The organism is Kamptonema formosum PCC 10802 (assembly GCF_000332335.1).
Lineage (GTDB): Bacteria > Cyanobacteriota > Cyanobacteriia > Cyanobacteriales > Oscillatoriaceae > Oscillatoria.
In genome coordinates, this window is the sequence record NZ_KB235948.1 from 584,758 (window position 1) to 605,145 (window position 20,388).

The 20,388-nt window shown below is 54.7% G+C and carries 17 protein-coding genes, 1 tRNA gene and 1 pseudogene; 11 read left to right on the forward strand and 8 right to left on the reverse strand.

Annotated features, from left to right (window positions below; translation table 11 throughout):
• Positions 1 to 13: 13 nt before the first annotated feature.
• The gene (locus tag OSC10802_RS0102535; protein ID WP_155967329.1) at positions 14 to 403 is read right to left on the reverse strand and encodes a hypothetical protein; all 390 of its coding nucleotides are present in this window, start codon (positions 401 to 403) and stop codon (positions 14 to 16) included.
• Positions 404 to 846: 443 nt separating this feature from the next.
• On the reverse strand, positions 847 to 1,761 hold the full coding sequence (locus OSC10802_RS0102540) for a tetratricopeptide repeat protein (RefSeq protein ID WP_017715213.1): 915 nt from the start codon (positions 1,759 to 1,761) through the stop codon (positions 847 to 849).
• Between the two features lie 556 nt (positions 1,762 to 2,317).
• Here OSC10802_RS0102540 and OSC10802_RS0102545 point away from each other — a divergent pair.
• From OSC10802_RS0102545 to OSC10802_RS48655, 4 genes are all read left to right on the forward strand, one after another.
• On the forward strand, positions 2,318 to 4,393 hold the full coding sequence (locus tag OSC10802_RS0102545) for an elongation factor G (protein WP_017715214.1): 2,076 nt from the start codon (positions 2,318 to 2,320) through the stop codon (positions 4,391 to 4,393).
• A 346-nt stretch (positions 4,394 to 4,739) separates the two neighbouring features.
• Positions 4,740 to 6,878, forward strand: coding sequence for a WD40 repeat domain-containing serine/threonine-protein kinase (locus OSC10802_RS0102550; RefSeq protein WP_017715215.1), 2,139 nt, complete (start codon positions 4,740 to 4,742; stop codon positions 6,876 to 6,878).
• A 60-nt stretch (positions 6,879 to 6,938) separates the two neighbouring features.
• Positions 6,939 to 7,067, forward strand: a complete 129-nt coding sequence (locus tag OSC10802_RS55400; RefSeq protein ID WP_255349112.1) for a hypothetical protein — start codon at positions 6,939 to 6,941, stop codon at positions 7,065 to 7,067.
• Between the two features lie 295 nt (positions 7,068 to 7,362).
• Entirely contained in the window at positions 7,363 to 7,599 is a 237-nt protein-coding gene (locus OSC10802_RS48655; protein WP_155967331.1) for a hypothetical protein, read from the forward strand.
• 299 nt (positions 7,600 to 7,898) lie between these two features.
• Here OSC10802_RS48655 and bluB read toward each other — a convergent pair whose 3' ends face one another.
• Positions 7,899 to 8,636, reverse strand: a complete 738-nt coding sequence (gene bluB / locus OSC10802_RS0102560; protein WP_044169933.1) for a 5,6-dimethylbenzimidazole synthase — start codon at positions 8,634 to 8,636, stop codon at positions 7,899 to 7,901.
• 267 nt (positions 8,637 to 8,903) lie between these two features.
• On the opposite strand from bluB, the gene OSC10802_RS48660 reads away from it, so the two are divergent.
• Positions 8,904 to 9,188, forward strand: a complete 285-nt coding sequence (locus tag OSC10802_RS48660; protein WP_155967333.1) for a hypothetical protein — start codon at positions 8,904 to 8,906, stop codon at positions 9,186 to 9,188.
• On the opposite strand, the gene OSC10802_RS0102565 is transcribed toward OSC10802_RS48660, so the two are convergent.
• Positions 9,189 to 9,261 (reverse strand) — tRNA-Thr (locus OSC10802_RS0102565).
• Positions 9,262 to 9,660: 399 nt separating this feature from the next.
• On the opposite strand from OSC10802_RS0102565, the gene OSC10802_RS0102570 reads away from it, so the two are divergent.
• Both OSC10802_RS0102570 and OSC10802_RS38415 read left to right on the forward strand, forming a co-directional pair.
• Positions 9,661 to 10,203, forward strand: a complete 543-nt coding sequence (locus tag OSC10802_RS0102570) for a carboxymuconolactone decarboxylase family protein (protein WP_017715218.1) — start codon at positions 9,661 to 9,663, stop codon at positions 10,201 to 10,203.
• Positions 10,200 to 11,579 (forward strand): adenylate/guanylate cyclase domain-containing protein, encoded by a 1,380-nt coding sequence (locus OSC10802_RS38415; protein WP_155967335.1) that lies wholly within the window; start codon positions 10,200 to 10,202, stop codon positions 11,577 to 11,579. The genes OSC10802_RS0102570 and OSC10802_RS38415 overlap by 4 nt, the downstream gene beginning before the upstream one ends.
• Positions 11,580 to 11,950: 371 nt before the next feature.
• Here OSC10802_RS38415 and OSC10802_RS43860 read toward each other — a convergent pair whose 3' ends face one another.
• The 3 genes and pseudogenes from OSC10802_RS43860 to OSC10802_RS0102590 all read right to left on the reverse strand — a co-directional run bounded on the left by OSC10802_RS43860 (position 11,951) and on the right by OSC10802_RS0102590 (position 15,069).
• Positions 11,951 to 13,408: a glycine zipper domain-containing protein gene (locus tag OSC10802_RS43860; RefSeq protein WP_017715220.1), complete on the reverse strand. Its 1,458-nt coding sequence runs from the start codon at positions 13,406 to 13,408 to the stop codon at positions 11,951 to 11,953.
• Between the two features lie 55 nt (positions 13,409 to 13,463).
• Positions 13,464 to 13,577: pseudogene (locus OSC10802_RS52530) on the reverse strand (RNA-guided endonuclease TnpB family protein); the annotation flags it as partial.
• Between the two features lie 970 nt (positions 13,578 to 14,547).
• Positions 14,548 to 15,069, reverse strand: a complete 522-nt coding sequence (locus OSC10802_RS0102590; protein ID WP_017715223.1) for a pentapeptide repeat-containing protein — start codon at positions 15,067 to 15,069, stop codon at positions 14,548 to 14,550.
• A gap of 453 nt (positions 15,070 to 15,522) precedes the next feature.
• Here OSC10802_RS0102590 and OSC10802_RS0102595 point away from each other — a divergent pair, with 453 nt between their 5' ends.
• Positions 15,523 to 16,644, forward strand: a complete 1,122-nt coding sequence (locus tag OSC10802_RS0102595; protein WP_017715224.1) for a sulfate ABC transporter substrate-binding protein — start codon at positions 15,523 to 15,525, stop codon at positions 16,642 to 16,644.
• A gap of 231 nt (positions 16,645 to 16,875) precedes the next feature.
• On the opposite strand, the gene OSC10802_RS56295 is transcribed toward OSC10802_RS0102595, so the two are convergent.
• Complete coding sequence (locus OSC10802_RS56295; protein ID WP_071593266.1) at positions 16,876 to 17,112, reverse strand: hypothetical protein; 237 nt, start codon at positions 17,110 to 17,112, stop codon at positions 16,876 to 16,878.
• A 209-nt stretch (positions 17,113 to 17,321) separates the two neighbouring features.
• On the opposite strand from OSC10802_RS56295, the gene OSC10802_RS0102605 reads away from it, so the two are divergent.
• The 3 genes from OSC10802_RS0102605 to cysW all read left to right on the forward strand — a co-directional run bounded on the left by OSC10802_RS0102605 (position 17,322) and on the right by cysW (position 20,315).
• Positions 17,322 to 18,440, forward strand: coding sequence for a sulfate ABC transporter substrate-binding protein (locus OSC10802_RS0102605; RefSeq protein WP_017715226.1), 1,119 nt, complete (start codon positions 17,322 to 17,324; stop codon positions 18,438 to 18,440).
• A 155-nt stretch (positions 18,441 to 18,595) separates the two neighbouring features.
• Positions 18,596 to 19,453, forward strand: coding sequence for a sulfate ABC transporter permease subunit CysT (gene cysT, locus OSC10802_RS0102610; protein WP_026098106.1), 858 nt, complete (start codon positions 18,596 to 18,598; stop codon positions 19,451 to 19,453).
• Entirely contained in the window at positions 19,443 to 20,315 is an 873-nt protein-coding gene (gene cysW / locus OSC10802_RS0102615; protein WP_017715228.1) for a sulfate ABC transporter permease subunit CysW, read from the forward strand. Before cysT ends, cysW begins: the two co-directional genes overlap by 11 nt.
• Positions 20,316 to 20,388 lie beyond the last annotated feature (73 nt).

Below are 20,388 nucleotides of genomic sequence, written 5' to 3' on the forward strand. Positions count from 1 at the left end.
GGCTGGCTTTAGATCAGGGCACTTTCAGCCGCCAGATCAACCAGTCAGCTTTCCCGGAGGGCTCGCCCACCCTACCCGCAACACCTTGAGGGAAATCGGGGGTGCCGGCGCTGTGCGACGCCGAGTGCCGGTCAAAACAATTGCCGGTTTCCAGATGCCGCAAAGCCGCCCGCCAAAGAAACAGCTGCAGGGCTTTTCTTTCGGGAGTGATATCGAAAGGCACTGGTGCCGAAAGCTCGCACAAATGCTCTGCCCTGACTGCCCGATCGCGGCTGTCTGGGCTTTTCGGGCTGGGAACACCGGCTTCCCTGCGGGAACCCGCCCTACTCCTGGGTAAAGTTTTGCGCCAAAAGGCGTCAGTTACTCGATATGCCGGTTTCATACTCAACAGCAGTGGCTTCAAGCTGGCCTCGCACTTAAAGGTGTCATACTCTTGACAAACTAGCCCTTGATGGGGTATAATTTTTTAACTTTGGGCGAACGAAGTAAGGGTTGATTGACAAGCCCCCCGTCTGCCCTCAGGCGTGCGGCGGTAGATAGGTAACAGCATGGCTGTGACGTAAATCACTAACTGCCTACCTCTTTCATTGTACAGAAATGCTCTGAAAAATCTAGATGCCAAGTTCCTAAACTTGCCAAAAATCTGTAGCCGGAAGTAAAAAATCAGAATATCCGTTTTATTGGTCTTTATTCTAGTTACGGGGTTGAGCCGCGCCACAGATTGCCCCACGCACAAACAGCTCAATTAATGCCTGTTTATACATGATGCCGGCACATCCGCCCGCTGCTGAGGCCGGCAAGTTTATGCAAAGTAATTAATCGGATTTTATATAACGAGCCGGCGCGTCACTCTGGTGGGGCGCTGGGATTTGCAGCGCCTTGCAGGAGCCGGTCGGCACTGGCAGCCCACTGGGAGTTGCCCTGAGCGGTGTAGAGGTCTTTAGCATATTTCAGGACTTGTTGCGCCTCACTGAAGCGACCTTGACGCAAAAACACGATCCCAGCGCCGTAGTAGGCGTTGGCGTAGTTGGGATTCGCCTCCGAGGCGCGGCGGAAGGATTTGAGAGCGTCTTCGAGCTTGCCCTCTGTCAAAAGGATGGAACCCAGATTGTAGTGGGCTTCCGGGTAATTCGGGGTGATTTGGATCGCTTTGCGGAAGGCGTCTTTGGCTCTGTCGAGTTTGCCCAGCTGCAGGTAGGCGAGCCCCAGATGGTATGCCGGCTCTGGCGCTTTGGGGCTGTACTCCATCGCCCGCTTGTAGGAGGCGATCGCTTCCTCTAGCGATCCCCGCAGCGCCAGCACCAAACCGAGGTTGTAATGAGCCAATCCCATCTGGGGATCGAGTTCTGTCGCCCGCTGCAAGTAATCCGCCGCCTGCGCTAAGTTATTCCCCTCCAGCAGCGCCGCCCCCAGATTCGCATAAGCCAGGGCGAAGCGGGGATCGGCTTGCGTCGCCCGGTAAAACGCATCTGCAGCCGCTTGCAATTGCCCCTGCTGGCGCAGCGCCAGCCCCAGGTTGTAGTGGGCCGGTGCCAGCCCCGGATCGAGCCCGGCGGCTTGGCGGAAAGCTTCTGTCGCCTCCGCTAATTTCCCCCGCACCACCAGCTGCAGCCCCTGAGCCACCAAATCCTCTGCGGTCGGGCCACTTGACTGCCCCATTGCCGGCTGCCCCCCGCCGCACAGCAGCGCCACCGCCAGCGCCACCCCAGGCAGCCGGCGCTTGAGTCCCTTCCCCCGCCAGTGTTTCAGTTGCAATTCCATCCTCCCTCCTCTCACCCGCCCCAGGCGCTCTTACGCTGTATTAATTTTTTTAACTCTTATTTGGAGAAATGTTAACAGTGCCGGCCCCTTCCCCAGGGCGGGACCGCCAGCCAGCCCCCCCGCTCTGGCGCGTTACCCCGGCAGTTTTTCCCACCCCCTCTCTCAAGTTCCTTACAAAAGTTAGCAATTCTTAGCAGTAATTTATTAAGCTTAATCTAACATAAAAAAAAGGTTAAAATAAACTGCAATTTTGGTTTCAGTGACGCAAGAATGAGGTAATCTCAAAAACATAGAGCAATAGTAGAGCTCCCAACAGTAAATTTGTCTAAAGCTCGCGTGCGGAGCGGGGATCGAGGAGCGGGTTGCTTGACACCCGACAGGTGCCGCCCCACACCCAGCCCCCAACCGAACCGCCAGCCAGGACAGTTTACCGGCACGCGCCCATATCTAAAGCCGATGTAATTTTCAGGCTGGTTGATATCAGAAAATTGTAGCGGAAACCGCTAGGCGCTGATTATATCAAACCTCTTGAACTGTATGGATTTTCGGGGGAACTATGACCCAAAAAGTAGTGTCGGGCCTGCGTAACGTCGCACTTGTTGGCCCGTATTTAAGCGGTAAAACCACCTTACTGGAAAGCTTGCTGTCCGTCACCGGCGCGATTTCTCGCAAAGGCAGCATCAAAGACGGCAACACCGTAGGAGACAGTTCAGCTGAGGCTCGGGATCGGAAAATGAGCGTGGAGGTTTCCACCGCCAGCACCGAGTACGGCGACCTTCGCTTCACATTTGTGGACTGCCCAGGCTCGGTAGAATTCGCTCAAGAAACCTACAGCGCCATCCTGGGCGTGGATGCGGCAGTTGTCGTCTGCGAGCCAGACAGCGCCCGCGCCCTCACCCTGGCTCCCCTATTCAAATTCCTCGACGACTGGGAAATCCCGCACCTCGTCTTCATCAACAAAATGGAGCGGCTGTGCACGGACGAGACGCGCTGCGGGACTAACTTTATGGAGGTGCTGCACGCCCTCAAGTCCGTGTCGGCCCGGCCCATCCTCCCGCAGCAGTTCCCGATTGGCAAAGGCGAACAGCTGGTTGGCTTTATCGACCTGATAACCGAACAGGCGTATCACTACCATCCGGGCGCACCGGCAGATCCCGTGCCGGTGCCAGAATCGCTCAAAGAGCAGGAACACGCGGCGCGGGCGCAAATGCTCGAAGAGCTGGCCAACTTTGACGACCACCTGCTCGAAGAGCTGCTTGAGGAAATTAATCCGCCCGAAGAAGAGATTGTCGAAGACCTGAAAAAGGATTTGGGGGCGGACTTGGTGGTGCCGGTGTTTATGGGCGTCGCCGAGCAAGATTACGGCGTGCGCCCCCTGCTGGACGCCCTGGTGCGGGAAGCGCCGGCACCGGAGAGCACGGCCAAGCGGCGGGGCATTGTCCTCCACGCTCAAGAGGCTCTCGCCCAAGTGCTGAAGACCTATTACACCCCAGAAGGCGGCAAACTCTCGCTGGTGCGGGTCTGGCAGGGCCAGGTGACGGACGGCATGGTGCTCAACGGCGTGCGGGCTGGCGGCGTGTACCGGCTGACCGGCCAGCAAAAGCAGGGCGTGCAGGCAGCCGGTGCCGGTGAAATTGTGGCCCTGGGTCGCATGGAAGGGATTAAAACCGGCGACACCCTGACAGCGAGCCAAGCGTCGAAAGAATTGCCCGAAGCAGAGCAAATCGCGCCGGTGTTCGCGCTGGCGATTACCCCAGAAAAGCGCAACGATGAAGTGAAAATCACCGGCGCTCTGGCCAAACTGATGGAAGAAGACCCCGCCCTGGCGTGGGAGCAGCACGGCGACACCCACGAAATCATCCTCTGGGGTCAGGGCGAGATTCACCTGAAGGTGGCCCTCGACCGGCTGCGCCGCAAGTACAACCTGCCGATGGTGACACACTTGCCCCAAGTGCCCTACAAAGAAACCATCCGCAAGCCGGCGACTTCGGTACACGGGCGCTACAAGCACCAAAGCGGCGGGCACGGGCAGTTTGGGGATGTCTATCTGGACATCACGCCCCAAGCTCGCGGCGAAGGCTTTAACTTCAGTGAGAAAATTGTCGGTGGCGTAGTGCCCCGACAGTACATCCCCGGCGTAGAAATGGGCGTGCGGGAGTATCTGGATCGCGGCCCGCTGGGATTCCCGGTAGTGGACGTGGCGGTGACGCTGACGAACGGATCTTACCACACGGTAGACAGTTCGGAACAGGCGTTCAAACAGGCGGCGCGTCTGGCGATGCAGGAAGGGATGGCCAAGTGCGAGCCGGCACTGCTGGAACCGATTGCCTCCGTGGAGATTTGTGCGCCCAGCGACTTTACCTCGAAGATGATGCAGCTGATTAGCGGGCGTCGCGGCCAAATTCTCGGCTATGAGGGGATGGCTGAGTGGAAGGGCTGGGACAAAGTTTCCGCCTATTTGCCGCAAGCGGAGATGCAGGACTTAATTGTGGAGTTGCGCTCGCTGACGCTGGGGGTGGGGTACTTCAATTGGAAGTTCGACCATTTGCAAGAAGTGCCGGAACCGCAGGCGAAGCGGGTGATCGCCACCACCGGTGCCGGTGGCAATGGGGGGAATAGCGGCAAACACTGATAGAACTACCGGCGATTGAAATCGCCGCTACACAAACGAAACCCGCCTGCGCGGGTTTCAGCTGTAGCTGTAGGGTGCGTTCCGCCTGAACGCACCTCTTATTTGTGTGCGGTTTGTAGTTGGGCTAAAGCCCCACTGTTTGTAGTTGGGCTTTAGCCCAAAGTTCGTAGTTGGGCTTTAGCCCAAAAGTTCGTAGTTGGGCTTTAGCCCCACCGGCAGTGCCGGCATTATAGCACTAGCTACATTGGTTAGGACATTAGACATTCAGGGCAGGCGAGACGCCTGCCCTACGCCTATACCACTCATCACTTACCATAGAAAGCAACATCTGCCCTTAGGTGTAATTATGCACTGCTGCCTGAACCCCGACTGCCAGAATCCGCACAATCCCGACGGGACAAAATTCTGCCAGAATTGCCGCACGCCACTGGTGCTGCTGAGAATTCGCTATCGCCCCATCCAGCTGCTTTCCAATGAGGGGGGGTTTGGCAGAACCTATCTCGCAGAAGATATAGATAAACTCAATGAGCGCTGCGTCATCAAGCAGCTAGCGCCGAAAACGCAAGGCACCGCCGCCCTGCGGAAGGCAACGGAGTTATTTGAGCAAGAGGCACGGCGGCTGCAACAGCTGGGAGAACACCCGCAGATACCTACATTATACGCTTATTTTGAGCAAGACGGTCACCTGTATCTCGTGCAGCAGTTTATTGAGGGGGAGACTTTGGGGAAGAAGTTGCAGCAGGGGTTGTGGGGGGAGAGTCAGGTGCGAAATTTGTTGCTGGAACTGCTGCCGGTGTTGCAGTTTATCCACGAGCGCGATATCATTCACCGAGATATCAAGCCGCCGAATATTATCTGCCGCACCGCGCCCCCGAACCAGACGCCTCTTTACCCTCAAGGGAAAGGGGGGCAAAGTCAATTCGTGCTGATTGATTTCGGGGCATCGAAGCAGTTAGCGGCAACCCTCTCGGTGAGGGGAACGCAAATTGGCACGCTGGGATATGCGCCGTTTGAGCAAATGGATGTCGGTGAGGCGTATCCGGCGAGCGATTTATTTAGTTTGGGCGTGACTTGCTTTCAGTTGCTCACTCAAGCTAACCCCTATGCCCTGTTTCTGAATAAGGGCTATGAGTGGGTGGGGACTTGGCGGCAGCATTTGCGGCAATCTGTGAGTCTGGAATTGCAGGGGGTTCTGGATAAGCTGTTGCAAAAAGAGCGACTGCAGCGCTATCAATCAGCTGCTGAGGTGCTGAGGGATTTGCAGCGCAAACCGCAACTGACACCGCCGCCACTGCCGCCGCGACAGCCAAAATGGACGTCACCGCCGCCACCGCCATCGCCGCCTAAGGTAGTTTCTCAACCGACTGTAAATCTCCGGGGGGCAGCCGGTGCCTTTACGTTAAATTTAATAGGGCTGATTTCCAGAGTTTCTCAGCTGAATAAAAATCCCTGGATGGCAGCCGGTGCTATCCTGCTGTCGGAATTGGCAGGAACTCAAATCTATGGGCTATTTCGCTATCAAATCTTTCCGTCAAATCCAATTGATCTGATTTCCAGCCCATTCTTTTTAAAGAACACCCTCACTGGGCATACCAGCTGGGTTGCTTCTGTCGCCATCAGCCCCGATGGCAAGACTTTAGTCAGTAGCAGTGGTGACAATCTCATCAAGCGTATCAGTGGTGACAATACCATCAAGATTTGGAATCTGGACACCGGCACCCTGCAAAAAACCCTCACCGGGCATACCGACTGGGTTTTTTCTGTCGCCATCAGCCCCGATGGCAAGACTTTAGTCAGTAGCAGTCGTGACAATACCATCAAGATTTGGAATCTGGAAACCGGCACCCTGCAAAAAACCCTCACCGGGCATACCGACTGGGTTAATTCTGTCGCCATCAGCCCCGATGGCAAGACGTTAGTCAGTGGCAGTAATGACAATACCATCAAGATTTGGAATCCCGACACCGGCACGCTGCAAAATACCCTCACCGGGCATACCGACGATGTTAATTCTGTCGCCATCAGCCCCGATGGCAAGACGTTAGTCAGTGGCAGTAGTGACAGTACCATCAAGATTTGGAATCCCGACACCGGCACCCTGCAAAATACCCTCACCGGGCATACCGACGGGGTTCAATCTGTCGCCATCAGCCCCGATGGCAAGACTTTAGTCAGTGGCAGTGGTGACAATACCATCAAAATTTGGAATCTCGACACCGGCACGCTGCAAAATACCCTCACCGGGCATACCGACTTGGTTCGTTCTGTCGCCATCAGCCCCGATGGCAAGACTTTAGTCAGTGGCAGTTGGGACAATACCATCAAGATTTGGAATCCCGACACCGGCACCCTGCAAAATACCCTCACCGGGCATACCTACATGGATTTAACCTCCGGGGTTCTTTCTGTCGCCATCAGCCCCGATGGCAAAACTTTAGTCAGTGGCAGTGGTGACAAAACCATCAAGATTTGGCGGATGCCGTAGAGTGCGTTGGTTATTGTGGGGTGCGGGTGTGGCGGGGCGGGTTTATTTATATCCGGGGTTGTGTGGCAGAGATTTCGGCAGAATCCGCCCCTGCATTGTAATTGTGGGATGGCGTTGTGGGGTGCCGGTGTGGGGTGCCGGTGGGGGGTGCCGGTGGGGGGTGCCGGTGGGGGTTTATTTACATTATAAACGCGCCTTTTTGCTAGGTCCCGGGCGATTGGAAATCGCGGCTATACAAACAAAGCCCGCCTTCGCGGGCTAAGAGAAGAGCGAGACTCTCAAAATCTGCGCGGTTTTTTTCTTCGTTTTCCTCGTTTCCAGGCATATCCTGGCAACACCGGTTTGTTGGTATTGCCGATTTGTCTCCTACAAGTTAGCAATATTTCGCTTTCTGGAGGCGGAGAATCCCCCCTTAATTCGCCCGCAATATCTTTCCCCTCGCCGGCATATATTCCCCCCGCAATAAACCCGTCCCGTAGGGGATTTGAATTGTGGGGTGCCGGGGGTGCCGGTGCGGGTTTATTTATATCCGGGGTTGTGTATATGCCGGTGGGGGGTGCCGGTGTGGGGTGCCGGTGTGGGGTGCCGGTGTGGGGTGCCGGTGTGGGTTTATTTATATGCCGGTGGGGTAGGGGCGGGTTTATTTATATCCGGGGTTGTCTATATGCCGGTGGGGTGCCGGTGGGGGTTTATTTACATTATAAATGCGCCTTTTTGCTAGGTCCCGGGCGATTGGAAAGAAGCTGTTGGCGAATCGATGGGGGGTTTTACCCCACCCCCAACCCCTCCCCGTTAACGGGGAGGGGAGCTTTCGAGAGAACCTTTCGTCGCCCCCTTTCCTCGTCTTTCCTCGAAAAAAACCGCGCTTTGGAGTGAGAATCTTGCTCTACTCTTAGCCCGCGTAGGCGGGCTTCGTCTGTATAGCCGCGATTTCAATCGCCAGGATCTAAGCTACAAACGAAACACCGGCACCCCACCGGCACCCGAAAAACCGGCACGCCACCGGCACCCCACACCCCCTCAGGAAGCGCTTTCGAGATCCTCCCCGTCTGTCAGAGAATTCAGCAACTCTGCGGCGCGCTGATCATCCGCCGCACCGTAGCGCTCAAAATGTATAAAATTCGCCAGACTAGCCGGTTTTTCCCAGCCTTGTAGTGACAATTCCGATTGGGAATCGAACCGCGACACGTAACCCAAACACAAATACCCAACCAGTACCATCTCTGCTGGAATCCCCAGCAACTCCCGCAATTCCTCTGGCTGAAAAATGCTCATCCAGCAGACTCCTACGCCCTCGGCGCGAGCCGCCAGCCACAGGTTTTCGATAGCGCAAACGGTAGAATAGACAGCTGTTTCAGGCATTGTCTGTCGCCCCAAACCGTGTCCGCGCTTGCTGTTACTGTCGCAAATCACGCACAGGTTTACCGGCGCGTCCAGGATGCCGGAGAGCTTCAAAGTGCTGTATAATACTTTTTGCTCGTCCTGGTAAATTGACGATGCGGCTTCGTTCGCCCGCTTGAATATCTCGTATACGCCTTGACGCACACCGGCATCCCGAATTAGGATGAACCGCCACGGCTGCATCAGCCCCACCGAAGGCGCGTGATGGGCGGCGTCGAGCAGGCGAGCCAGTACCTCATCCTCAATGGGAGCCGGCGTAAAAGTGGAGCGGATATCCCGCCGCTCGTAAATCGCCCGGTAGACGCCAAGGCGCTCTGACTCCCCGAACCGATGGATATTTTGGTTGAATTTGGTCATCTCAGCTTCTACCTTTGCACCATCCGGCAACCACCGCAAGCGACCCCATCCTAACACAGGGCAGCCCCAGAGCCCTTCTTATACCAATTTTGGATTTTGGACGCCCGGATTTTGGATTGAAACAGGCGGCAGTCAAGCCTTTTCATGGGGGCGAGCGACGGTGAAGCTGTTTTACAATTTCCGATTAAATGATTTTCAAAAATATCCGAGTTTAGACCGGTTTTGTATATATGCTTTCAACCGGATATTCTCAAAAATCTTCCCGAAATGCCCCCCAGACGCCCATCGTCGAGAAGCGACCAGAATATTGGTGTTGCCGGTCAACTGGGCAATGCAGCGGGTAGGGGTGGGGAGTATATCACCATTGCTGCCTCCTGTCAAGACAAGCGTGCCGGTGCCGCCGTTGAGGGTGTCGGTGCCGGTGCTGCCGGTGCCACTGTAGAGCCGGCTCTGTGGGAGGGAAGTTTGGCTTGCGGGGGGTGCCGGCGGGAAAGCCGTTGCGGGGGGTGCCGGTGGAGGGGTCCATCCCGCGTGGCCACACTCCTGTTTTAAAGCTGGTGACAGGATTTGAACCTGCGACAGGCTGATTACAAATCAGCTACTCTACCAACTGAGTTACACCAGCGACTTTATCAACATAGCACACTCTCGCTCATTTGCGCAACCCTGTCTCAAAATTTTACCTTTCCCCGCCCGCCGGCATCCCTGGGGCATACCGCCGGCTGCTGGAACCTGCGCCAATCCCTAGCGTTCCCCCTACTGCCGGCTTTACATGGTGAGCGAGATTGCAAACCGCTGAAACACCGGCATCAAACCTGACTGCGAGCCGGCAAGAGTGCCACTGCAGCTTATCTTACCCTTGAGCCAGCCCACTGGACAACTGGATGCCTGAAATGGTAATAATTATTTATTGAGCGGTGAGGGGTGAATCCCCCCAAACAGCCTTCCGTCTGGCCACAGGGTAGGGCCACCCGGCACTCGGCACTTGCATTCAGAATCAGCGTTAGTATAAAAAGAGGCCGCAATGGCGCATTTTCCCATTTTAGAATACGACGAACTGACCGATTCAAAAGCCAGAGAAGTCTATGACGAAATCCGGGCAGAACTGGGGTTTGGCATCGTCCCCAATTTGTTCAAATCGATGGCAACCAACCCGGAATTTATGGAAAACAGCTGGAATAAATTCCGCTCTACTGTCCTGCAAGGAGATGTGCCCCGCACCCTCAAAGAGATGATTGGCGTTGCCATTTCCCAAGCCAACAATAGCCAGTACGCCCTGCAAGTTCACCTGCACGGGCTGTCAGCCTTGGGAATCAGTGAGGAAGTTTTGCGCACTCTCGTCTCAGACTTTGCCAACTGCCCGCTTCCGGAGCGCGAAAAAGCCGCAATCACCTTTGGCTTGCAAGCCGCCACCCATCCTCAAAAGTTGACGGCTGAAGATTATCAGCAGCTGCGAGACTTGGGGCTGGATGATGCCGAAATATTTGAAATAATTGCCACTGCAAACTTGTTCACACAAGTCAACCAGTATACGGATGCGATTGCCCTGGAGATAGACGCCCTATGACACCCAACTCCCCCTCAATGAAAGGTAGGGAGCTGCAATCACAGGATCGGGAAGAACTCTTGCAAACAACCAGGCACCTGCTCGCAGAAGTCCAGGCGCTGTCTAGCCGCATTGCCGCCGTCAATGAAATTGCCACGGCGATCAATCGGTCCCTAAATCTGGATGAGATTTTGCGGATTGTGGGCAAACAAGCGAAATGGCTGCTGGACTTCGAGCACCTGAGCGTGTATATCTGTCACAGGGGTTCTTGCCGCTTTGTGAGGCTTTTTGGCCCGCCGGTTGAGTTCGATGACAGCCAGCTGGCTCCCACCAATCCCATAGGTTGCGCCATGAAAACGAAGCAACCCCAGCTAATTCGCGAGCGTGTTGCGCAAAGCCCGGAGACAGGCAGTACAATAGGTCTGGACGCCTACACCTCCCTAATTGCCATCCCCCTGGAAAGTGAGCGCCAGGTGATAGGCACAATCAACTTTGCCACGAAAAAAGCCGGTGCCTACACTCACGAAGATGTCCGCATTGGCTACTTGCTGGCGCTGCAATTATCCGCTGCTATCCGCAACGCCGAGCGCTTTGAAGAGTTGAACCGGCTGTATGCCGAACTCGAAGAATCAAAGCAAAAGTCTGACAAACTGCTTTTGAATATACTTCCCCTAGAGATTGCCGATGAGCTAAAACAAGAGGGGAAAGTAAAACCTGTCTATTATGAAAGTGCCTCGGTTTTATTTACCGACTTCAAGGGCTTCACCCAGCTCGCTGAACAGATGACGCCAGAGGAACTCGTTGGCGAACTGGATTATTGCTTCAGTTACTTCGACAGGGTGATCGACAAATACAATTTAGAAAAATTGAAGACAATTGGGGACAGTTACATGTGTGCCGGTGGGATTCCCACGCCAAATCGCACTCACGCAATTGATGCCGTGCTGGCTGCTCTGGAAATTCAAACATTCATGTACCTGCGGAAAGCGCAGAAGCTTAAAAATAACCAGCCCTACTGGGATATCCGCATCGGGATTCACTCAGGGCCTTTACTCGCGGGGGTGATTGGCCGAAATAAGTTTGCTTACGATGTCTGGGGAGACACGGTTAACACCGCCTCCCGAATGGAATCCTCCGGCATCCCTGGAAGAGTCAACATTTCCCGCTACACTTTTGAGCTGACCGGCGATTTATTTAAGGTTGACTATCGGGGGAAAATCCAAGCGAAAAACAAGGGCGAGATTGACATGTATTTGGTTGAGGGTCTTAAAGAGGGTCTTTCGACAGATCCGGTGGGGCTGTTGCCCAATGATGAATTTATGAAATTTTATTTGGACATCAATTGCGGCTCGAATATAACAGCACCGTTTTGCTACTGGACATTGGCCCCATGCTGAGGAAGAGGGTGTTTATAGCGGTTCTCAGTTAGATGAACTATGGCCCAGAAACCCGGTTTCTTTAAGAAACCGGGTTTCTCACCACCTCACTAATATGAGAACCGCTATATAACAAAAAAGTGAGGGCAGCCACTGGCACCTTCACCTGTTCTCTAAGCTGTTGCGCATTTAATTTGGCGCATTTAATTTGCGCTACCTATCCCCTCGTTCCCAGGCTCCACCTGGGAACGCTGTTCTGGAGGCTCAGCCTCCTTTTCCCAACAAGCAGCATTATTAGCGTAATAGCTTAACAGGAAAGTGAGGGCAGCCAGTGGCTCCTTCACTTTTTGTTTAGAACACTCTTTTAGGCAAACAAGGCAGCTTGAACCAGCTTAGTAGAGCCTTCTGACTGTAACGGTGCTCTCCTCGTCTTCAGTGTCAAGGTCTAGGAATCGGTCTTCGTCTTTAACTGTTGAGATTTGAGTATCAGCAGGGATATTGCGGTCGAAAACCCGTTCTTCTCTGTCCTCACTCACCGGCACAGGAGCCATGTGAGTTTGCACCGGCCTTGTAATGCCGGTATTGCCAGTCACCGGCGGCGGCTGTGGAATCCGGCGCTCTTCATGCAGTCGGGCGCTCTCAGTCACAGGTGGCGAGACAGTCGGAGTGTATTCAGTGCGAGACTCGCCAATGCCGGTGACAGAGGGCTGGGTGCGCTCGGATGCCGGTTTGAAAGTCTCCCCTACCGTAGGAGACGGCTGGATGCGCTCGGATGCCGGTTTGAAAGTCTCCCCTAGCACAGGATAGGGCGGGATGCGCTCGAATGCCGGTGGGGCTGACTCCTGTGTGCCTTTAACAGATGTCTTGACATTTTCAGCGGCACCCTTGACGGATTCTCCCGCACCTTTAACAGATGTCTTGACATCTTCAACCGCACCCAGGACGGATTCCCCTGCAGCTCTTACAGATGGCTTGACATCTTCAACAGCATTCCTGACGGATTCCCCGACCTCTTTTACAGCCGGTTTGACATCCTCAACTGCATCTTTTACTGAGTCCGCTACCCGCACTACAGAGGGTTTGACATCCTCAACGGCATCTTTTACAGAGTCCGCTACCCGCACAACAGAGGGCTTGATATCCTCAAGAGTGTTTTGTACAGAATCCGCTACCCTTTCGACAGAAGGCTTGACATCCTCAAGAGCAGTTTTTACCGAGTCCGCTACCTTTTCGACAGAAGGCTTGACATCCTCAAGAGCAGTTTTTACTGACTCCGCCACACCCTCTACAGAGGGCTTGACACTCTGAGCGGCTTCCTTGAGAGACTCCGCCGCACTCACGACAGAGGGCTTGACTTCCTCAACAGTGGTTTTGACTGACTCCGCCACACCTTCTACAGAGGGCTTGACGGCTTCTACGACCCCTTGTACAGTCTGATTAACACTCTCAGCAGCTTCGTTGCCGGTGATGCCGCCGGCGACTGCGCCGGCCACAGCACCAATCACCGCTCCCGGTCTGCCACCGACTAAACTGCCAATCGCGGCTCCAGCTACGCCGCCAACAGCAGCACCAATGCGTGTGGCGACTGGATGGCCGCCCGGCGGACCTGTCTGGGCAGTTTCCTGCAGCTCAGCGGAAGGCGGCTGGCTCTGACTGTGAGCCGCCATTTCTTCGCGTCGCTGAGCTTCAGTTTCACCCCCTATGGGAGGCGTATTTTCGTTCTGCCGGTCGCCCGGTTCCTGGTTCTCACTGTTAATCATGGTTTCCTCGGTTAAATGAGCGTCAGCTTTACCCGACACGGGTTGAGTGTGTTCCCCACGCCCTGCAGAAGTCTGCGTTTTCTCGGTCATAACAATCTTTTCCTCCCTCGCTACTATTTAGGGCTTCTGTAAGCTGCTGATACATTTACGCGACATTATTCCGGGCATTCCCGGACAATGTGACGATAGCACTATCACCAATGAAAGTGATAGAGGCGGTATCCCGCAAAGCTTTCAGGAAAATCCCGAAAGCACTATTTCAGGAACGTTTCAGGTCGGTGTTTTGGCACCTACTTAAACCCAGAGCGCTTTCACGCTCAGCGCCGATGACAGCTGCTTTAAGCTCAATTTCCTGTTTCGCTTGGCAACCGTGTCGGAAGTCTCAAAGGCGGATAAGAAATCAAGCACTATTTTCAACTCGATCGGTCGGCACGGTTCGCTAACGCTATTTTTTCGCGACTGACCTATCTCATTATACCGTGTCCTACTGCTTTGCGTCAAGAATCCAGGATTAAATCCTGCTCTCTCAAGTTTCTCGCACAGAGATTGATGAGATTGGTTGCAGGCGCGAGTTCCCGAATACCGCTCCCTCGGTTGGGTTGCGCCGGCGCTCAGCAGGAGGGAAGTGGAAGAACTGAAAGCACTCCCCCACCGCCTGCAGACAATTCTCTTTTGCAGCATCCGCACTTCAGCGGCATAACGCCCGTCAGGTTCAGGCTGTTATCTACAGTCAACATAACAGCCACAAGCTTCAACCGGCACCGCTCCTGAGAGAGAGATTGCTAAACACGCCGTCAGTCTAGGGTTGTAAATCTCTGGGTTAGGCTCTAGGAGGCATTGACAAAAAAATGAAAATGTGTTTAACCGCCGGCATTCCTGTTAGTGCGTGTGCCAGAAAATAGCCGGTCTGGGAGCAGCACCGGCATTCCCGCTGTATGCTTTCAAATCCAAACGAGCCGGTGTGAGTTCCCATCCTAGCAGCGCATTTATTAAAGAATGAAATCTCAAGAGATGGCCGGCTAAACAGCCAATAAAAAACCCCGGTCTTTTGAGGGAGCCGGGGCGGGAAATTAGGAGAAACCCTGAGGGATATAAACTCCGCTTGCATCGAGATTGTAAAAATATTGTAGAGACGCGATAAAGAGCGTCTCTACCGGGCTTCCGGACAGGATCTGAGCGGTCCTGAAACACCGGCGCTCGCCCGCCGCAATCAGGGGGATAGCATCAAGCTACGGATTGGGCTGACTCGCAGTTTGGCTGTCGCTGGCCAGTCCAGCAGCACCTTGCAATTGAGCGCTCTGGAGCCTAGCACCCTTGAGGTTGGCACCATTCAAGCGGGCATTAAAAAGGTTGGTATCAGACAGGTCGGTATAGCTCAGGTCAGCACCTTTGAGGTCAGCATCTCTGAGATCTGCGCCACTCAAATCAGCCGTCTTCAGGTTGGCACCTTGGAGGTTGGCACCTTGGAGGTTTGCTCCTCTGAGGTCGGCGCGTTGCAGGTTGGCACCGGCTAGCTGCGAACCATTCAAGTCTGCAGAAAAGAGATTGCTCTCATTGAGATGGGCGTGACTGAGATTGGAACCCCTGAGGTTCCCACCCCCCAGCATGGCCCCCGTCAAATTTGCGCCCGCCAGGCTGCACCCCTGACACTGTTTGGTTTCCAGCAATCGTTTGACGTGCGCCCCCTCCGCCCCACAGCCGGTGTAAAGAGCTATCAGCAGTCCGCTGCTCACTAAGATTCGCCGTTTCATATTTTTTTCCTTTCAGCTGTCCCACTCACCGGGGTTCCTGGTGGCAAGTGACCCACCCATAAAATTTATTATCTGTCAATTAAGGTATCACCCCACACTCCTCATTCACTCACCCTGTTCAACCCCCAATCAGGAGATAGGGCGTTAGGGGTTAAGCTTTGGCGATTTCGGGTGAGAGTGAGGGGTGAGAGGTCAGGGATGGGGGTGAGGGGTATTGGGCATAGGGGCCCTGGGCATTGGGGATTGGGGATTGGGGATTGGGGATTGGGCAAAAGCTGAAAATCTTCCCCATGCGCCATGCCCCATGCGCCATGCCCCATGCCCCATGCCCCATGCCCCATTCCCCGGCTCCCTTGATGTGGGGATTGCATTTTTGCCGGTTTGCCTGTATAATGTGTAAACTGAAATAACGGTATCCCGACCGAAGAACCGGGGTTTAGAGAGGGAGGTTGAATGAGTCCGTGGCAACGCATCGGGGATTGGTGCCGGCAGCAGTCCAGCAACAGGGTGAAACTCAGTCCAGTGAAAAGGTTTGTGTCCCTCTTCTTGATAGGGGTGACGTTAAGTGTGGCGGTGGCGTCGTGCACCGGCAATTCTACCAGCAGCGGCGGCGGTGAGGCGCAAGGCGGCAGCGCGCAAGGCGGTGACGTGCAGCTGACCTTGGTGTCCTACGCCGTCACCCGCGCCGCCTACGAAAAAATCATCCCGCAGTTTGCGCAAGAGTGGAAGCAGAAGCACAACCAGAACGTGACCTTCAATCAAAGCTATGGCGGATCTGGCTCCCAAGCCCGCGCCGTGGTTGATGGGTTGGAAGCCGATGTCGTGGCGCTCGCCCTCGCCCTGGACACCAAGAAGGTTGAGAAAGCTGGGCTGATTCAGCCCGGGTGGGAGAGTGAAGCGCCCAATAACGCCATCGTGCACAAATCCGTGGCGGCGATTGTCACCCGCGACGGCAATCCCAAAGGCATCAAAAGCTGGGAAGACCTGGCCAAAGATGGGGTGAGCACGATTACCGCCAACCCCAAAACCTCTGGAGGTGCCCGGTGGAATTTCCTGGTTTTGTGGGGTGCGGTAACAAAAACCGGCGGTGATGACGCCAAAGCTGAGGAATTCACCGCCAAAGTCTACAAAAACGTGCCGGTGCTGCCCAGAGATGCCCGTGAAGCCAGCGATGTCTTTTTCAAGCAAGGTCAGGGGGATGCCTTAATCAACTACGAAAACGAAGTGATTCTGGCTAAAGCTAACGGTCTTAACCTCCCTTACGTCGTGCCCGATGTCAACATCTCCATCGACAGTCCTGTCGCCGTCGTCGATACAAATGTAGACAAACACAAAACGCGCGAAGTGGCAGAAGCCTTTGTTCAGTTTCTTTACACCCCTGCCGCCCAGCGCGAGTTCGCCAAAGTGGGATTCCGTCCTATTGACCCGGCTCTTGAGGGAGAATTTGCCAGCCAGTATCCCAAGATTAAAACCCTGTTCACGGCTCAAGATTTGGGAGGGTGGGATGAAATTCAGAAGAAGTTCTTCGATGACGGTGCGGTTTTTGATAAAATTCAGGCTAACCTGAAGAAATAACCGCGCCTTGCACTGGGGAGGATCTGCTTCCCAACTCTCATTCCCGGGCGTGCGGACTTAAGCGGCAAGCGCACAAGGGTGCCGGGGAACGAGAAAAAGGTAAAAGAACGAAGCTCACCTTGCTTCTTTTCCCCAGTACCCAATCAAGACTTGGCTGCCTAAAAATAGTAGAAAATACCCCGGCTTCTTAAGGAAACCGGGGTTTTAAATTAGGAATTTAGGGTTTAGGGGTTAGGGGTTAGGGGTTAGAGAAAAGTTGATAATTAACCCAATGTCTGATGCCCAATGCCCCGCCCCGCCCGGCACTGCCCGAACACCCACTGCCCACCGGCGAGGTGCCCGCCGCAGGGGGACAGCATCAAGCTGCTGATTGGGCTGACTCGCAGTCTGGCTGTCCCTGGCCAGTCCCACAGCACCTTGCAATTGAGCGCTCTGGAGCCTAGCGCCCTTGAGGTTGGCACCATTCAAGTGGGCGTTACAGAGGTTGGTGTCAGACAGGTCGGTATAGCTCAGGTCCCTGGGGCCATGCGCCTGGGGCCATGCCCCATGCCCGCCGCTGCCCCATTGTCAGGCTTTCTTGATGTAGGGATTGCATTTCTGCCGGTTTGCCTGTATAGTGTGTGAACTTAAACACCGGTATATCGACCAAAAAACCGGAGTATAGAGAGGAAGGTTGAATGAGTCAGTGGCAAAGCATCTGGGATTGGTGCCGGCAGCAGTCCAGCAACAGGGTGAGATTCAGTCCAGTGAAAAAGTTTGTGTCCCTCTTCTTGATGGGGGCTACCTTAAGTGTGGCGGTGGTGCTGTGCGCCGGGAATTCCGCCACCGGCAGCGGCGACGCCCCAGCTGCGATCGCGCAAGGGGGTAACGTACAGCTGACCTTGGTTTCCTACGCCGTCACCCGCGCCGCCTACGAAAAAATCATCCCGCAGTTCGTCAAAGAGTGGAAACAGAAGCACAACCAGAACGTGACCTTCAATCAAAGCTATGGCGGATCTGGCTCCCAAGCCCGCGCCGTGGTTGATGGGCTGGAAGCCGATGTCGTGGCGCTAGCCCTCGCCCTGGACACCAAGAAGATAGAGAAAGCTGGGCTGATTCAGCCCGGGTGGGAGAGCGAAGCGCCCAATAACGCCATCGTGCACAAATCCGTGGCGGCGATCGCCATCCGCGACGGCAATCCCAAAGGTATCAAAACCTGGTCTGACCTGGCCAAAAATGGGGTGAGCACAATTACCGCTAACCCCAAAACCTCTGGGGGTGCCCGGTGGAATTTCCTGGTTTTGTGGGGTGCGGTAACAAAAACCGGCGGCGATGACGCCAAAGCGCAGGAATTCACCAGCAAAGTCTACAAAAACGTGCCGGTGCTGCCCAAAGATGCCCGTGAAGCCAGCGACGTCTTTTTCAAGCAAGGTCAGGGGGATGCCTTGATCAACTACGAAAACGAAATGATTCTGGCTAAGCAGAACGGCCAGAACCTGCCCTATATCCTGCCTGATGTCAACATCTCTATCGACAGTCCTGTCGCCGTCGTCGATAAGAATGTAGACAAACACAAAACGCGCCAAGTGGCAGAAGCCTTTGTTAAGTTTCTTTACACCCCTGCCGCCCAGCGCGAGTTTGCCAAAGTGGGATTCCGTCCGGTTGACCCCGGTGTTGAGGGAGAATTTGCCGGCGTGTATCCCAAGATTAAAACCCTGTTCACGGCTCAAGATTTGGGGGGGTGGGATGCGATTCAGAAGAAATTCTTCGATGACGGCGCGATTTTTGATAAAATTCAGGCTAGCCTGAAGAGATAACCTCAGTTACGATAGGGAGGCTATGCCTCCCAGCTCTCATTCCCGGGCCTGCGGACTTAGGCGGCAAGCGCGTAGCCTGGGAACGAGAAAAAGGTAAAAGCAGGAAGCTCACCTTCTTTCTTTTCCCAGTCCCCAGTCCTTAGTCTGTAGTCTGTATGACTGTATCTGCTCGAGAACCATCCCATCCGATTGGGCAAAACCCTGTGGGCCAGCTGACCAAGCTGTCTTGGCCTTGGCGCATCACCCTGGGGTATCTCACCCTGATGCTATTTCTGCCGGTGGCGGCGCTTTTGCTAAAAGCGAGCACGGAAAATCCGCTTAACTTCTGGAAGATCGCGACCGATCCGGTGGCAGTGGCCACCTATGATGTTACCTTCGTGACAGCGCTGGTGGCGGCGCTGGTGAATGGAGTCTTTGGCACTTTAATTGCTTGGGTTTTAGTCCGGTACGATTTCCCTTTCAAGCGCTTAATTGATGCGGCGATTGATTTGCCCTTTGCCCTGCCCACCTCGGTTGCCGGTTTGACCCTGGCAACAGTTTACAGCGATAACGGCTGGATTGGTTCGCTGCTTGCGCCCCTGGGAATTAAGGTGGCATTTACCCGCCTGGGGGTGGGGGTGGCAATGATTTTTATCTCCTTGCCTTTCATCGTGCGCACATTGCAGCCGGTGTTGCAGGAAATGGAAAAGGACGTTGAGGAAGCCGCTTGGTCGCTGGGCGCTTCCCAGTGGCAAACCTTCTGGCGCGTTGTCCTGCCTCCCTTAATCCCAGCTATTTTGACCGGCGTCTCTCTGGGCTTTTCCCGCGCGGTGGGCGAATACGGTTCAATTGTAATTGTGGCGGCTAATATTCCGTTTAAAGATTTAATCGCCTCGGTGCTGATTATCCAAAGGCTGGAGCAGTACGATTATTCGGGAGCGACGGTTATCGGCAGCGTTTTGCTCGCTATCTCTCTGCTGATGCTGTTGGCAATTAACTTCTTGCAAGCTTGGAGGCGTCGCTATGAATCCTGAGGTTGGAGATTTGAACAGTAAGGTCCCACCGGCAGCCGGCTCGACTCAAAAGGATCGCCCGTGGGTGAAACCCACGTTGATTGCTGTGGCGGTCGGCTATTTATCGCTAGTGATGTTCATTCCAGCGCTCAATGTCTTCGTGCAAGCGTTTAAGGAAGGTGTCGGGCCGTTTTTCCAAAACCTGACAGAACCGGCGTTTATCCATGCCGTAAAGCTGACCGTCATAATCGCCCTGATTGTGGTGCCGGTGAATACAGTTTTTGGGCTGTGCGCCGCTTGGGTGATTGCGCGGAATCAATTTCGGGGGCGGGCTTTGCTGATTAGCATTTTAGACGTGCCCTTTGCGGTGTCGCCGGTGGTGGCGGGGCTGATGATTGTCCTGCTTTACGGGCGGAATGGCTGGTTTGGGCCACTGCTAGAAGCCGCCAACATTAAAATTGTGTTCGCCATGCCGGCAATGGTGCTGGCAAGTGCGTTTATCACCCTGCCTTTCGTCGCCCGCGAAGTGATTCCGGTTTTGGAAGAAGCCGGTGTGGATCAGGAGGAAGTCGCCCGGACTCTGGGCGCGAATGACTGGCAAATCTTCTGGCGCGTCACTCTGCCGAATATCCGCTGGGGGCTGCTGTATGGCGTGATTTTGACCAATGCGCGGGTGATGGGGGAGTTTGGCGCTGTGTCGGTGGTATCTGGGAATATTGCTAACCAAACGCAAACCCTGCCTCTGTTTGTGGAGGAAGCTTACAAGCAGTACCAGACGCAATCGGCTTTTTCTGCTGCAGTCCTGCTGGCTTTTCTCGCAGTTGTCACGCTCGTCTTGAAGGAAATTCTAGAGCGCAAAACCAAAATTAAGGAGGTTGAATAGCGCTAGGAAAGGACAGGCGAGACGCCTGTCCTACGCCAGGACAGGCGAGCCGTCTGTCCTGGGCGACGGCTAA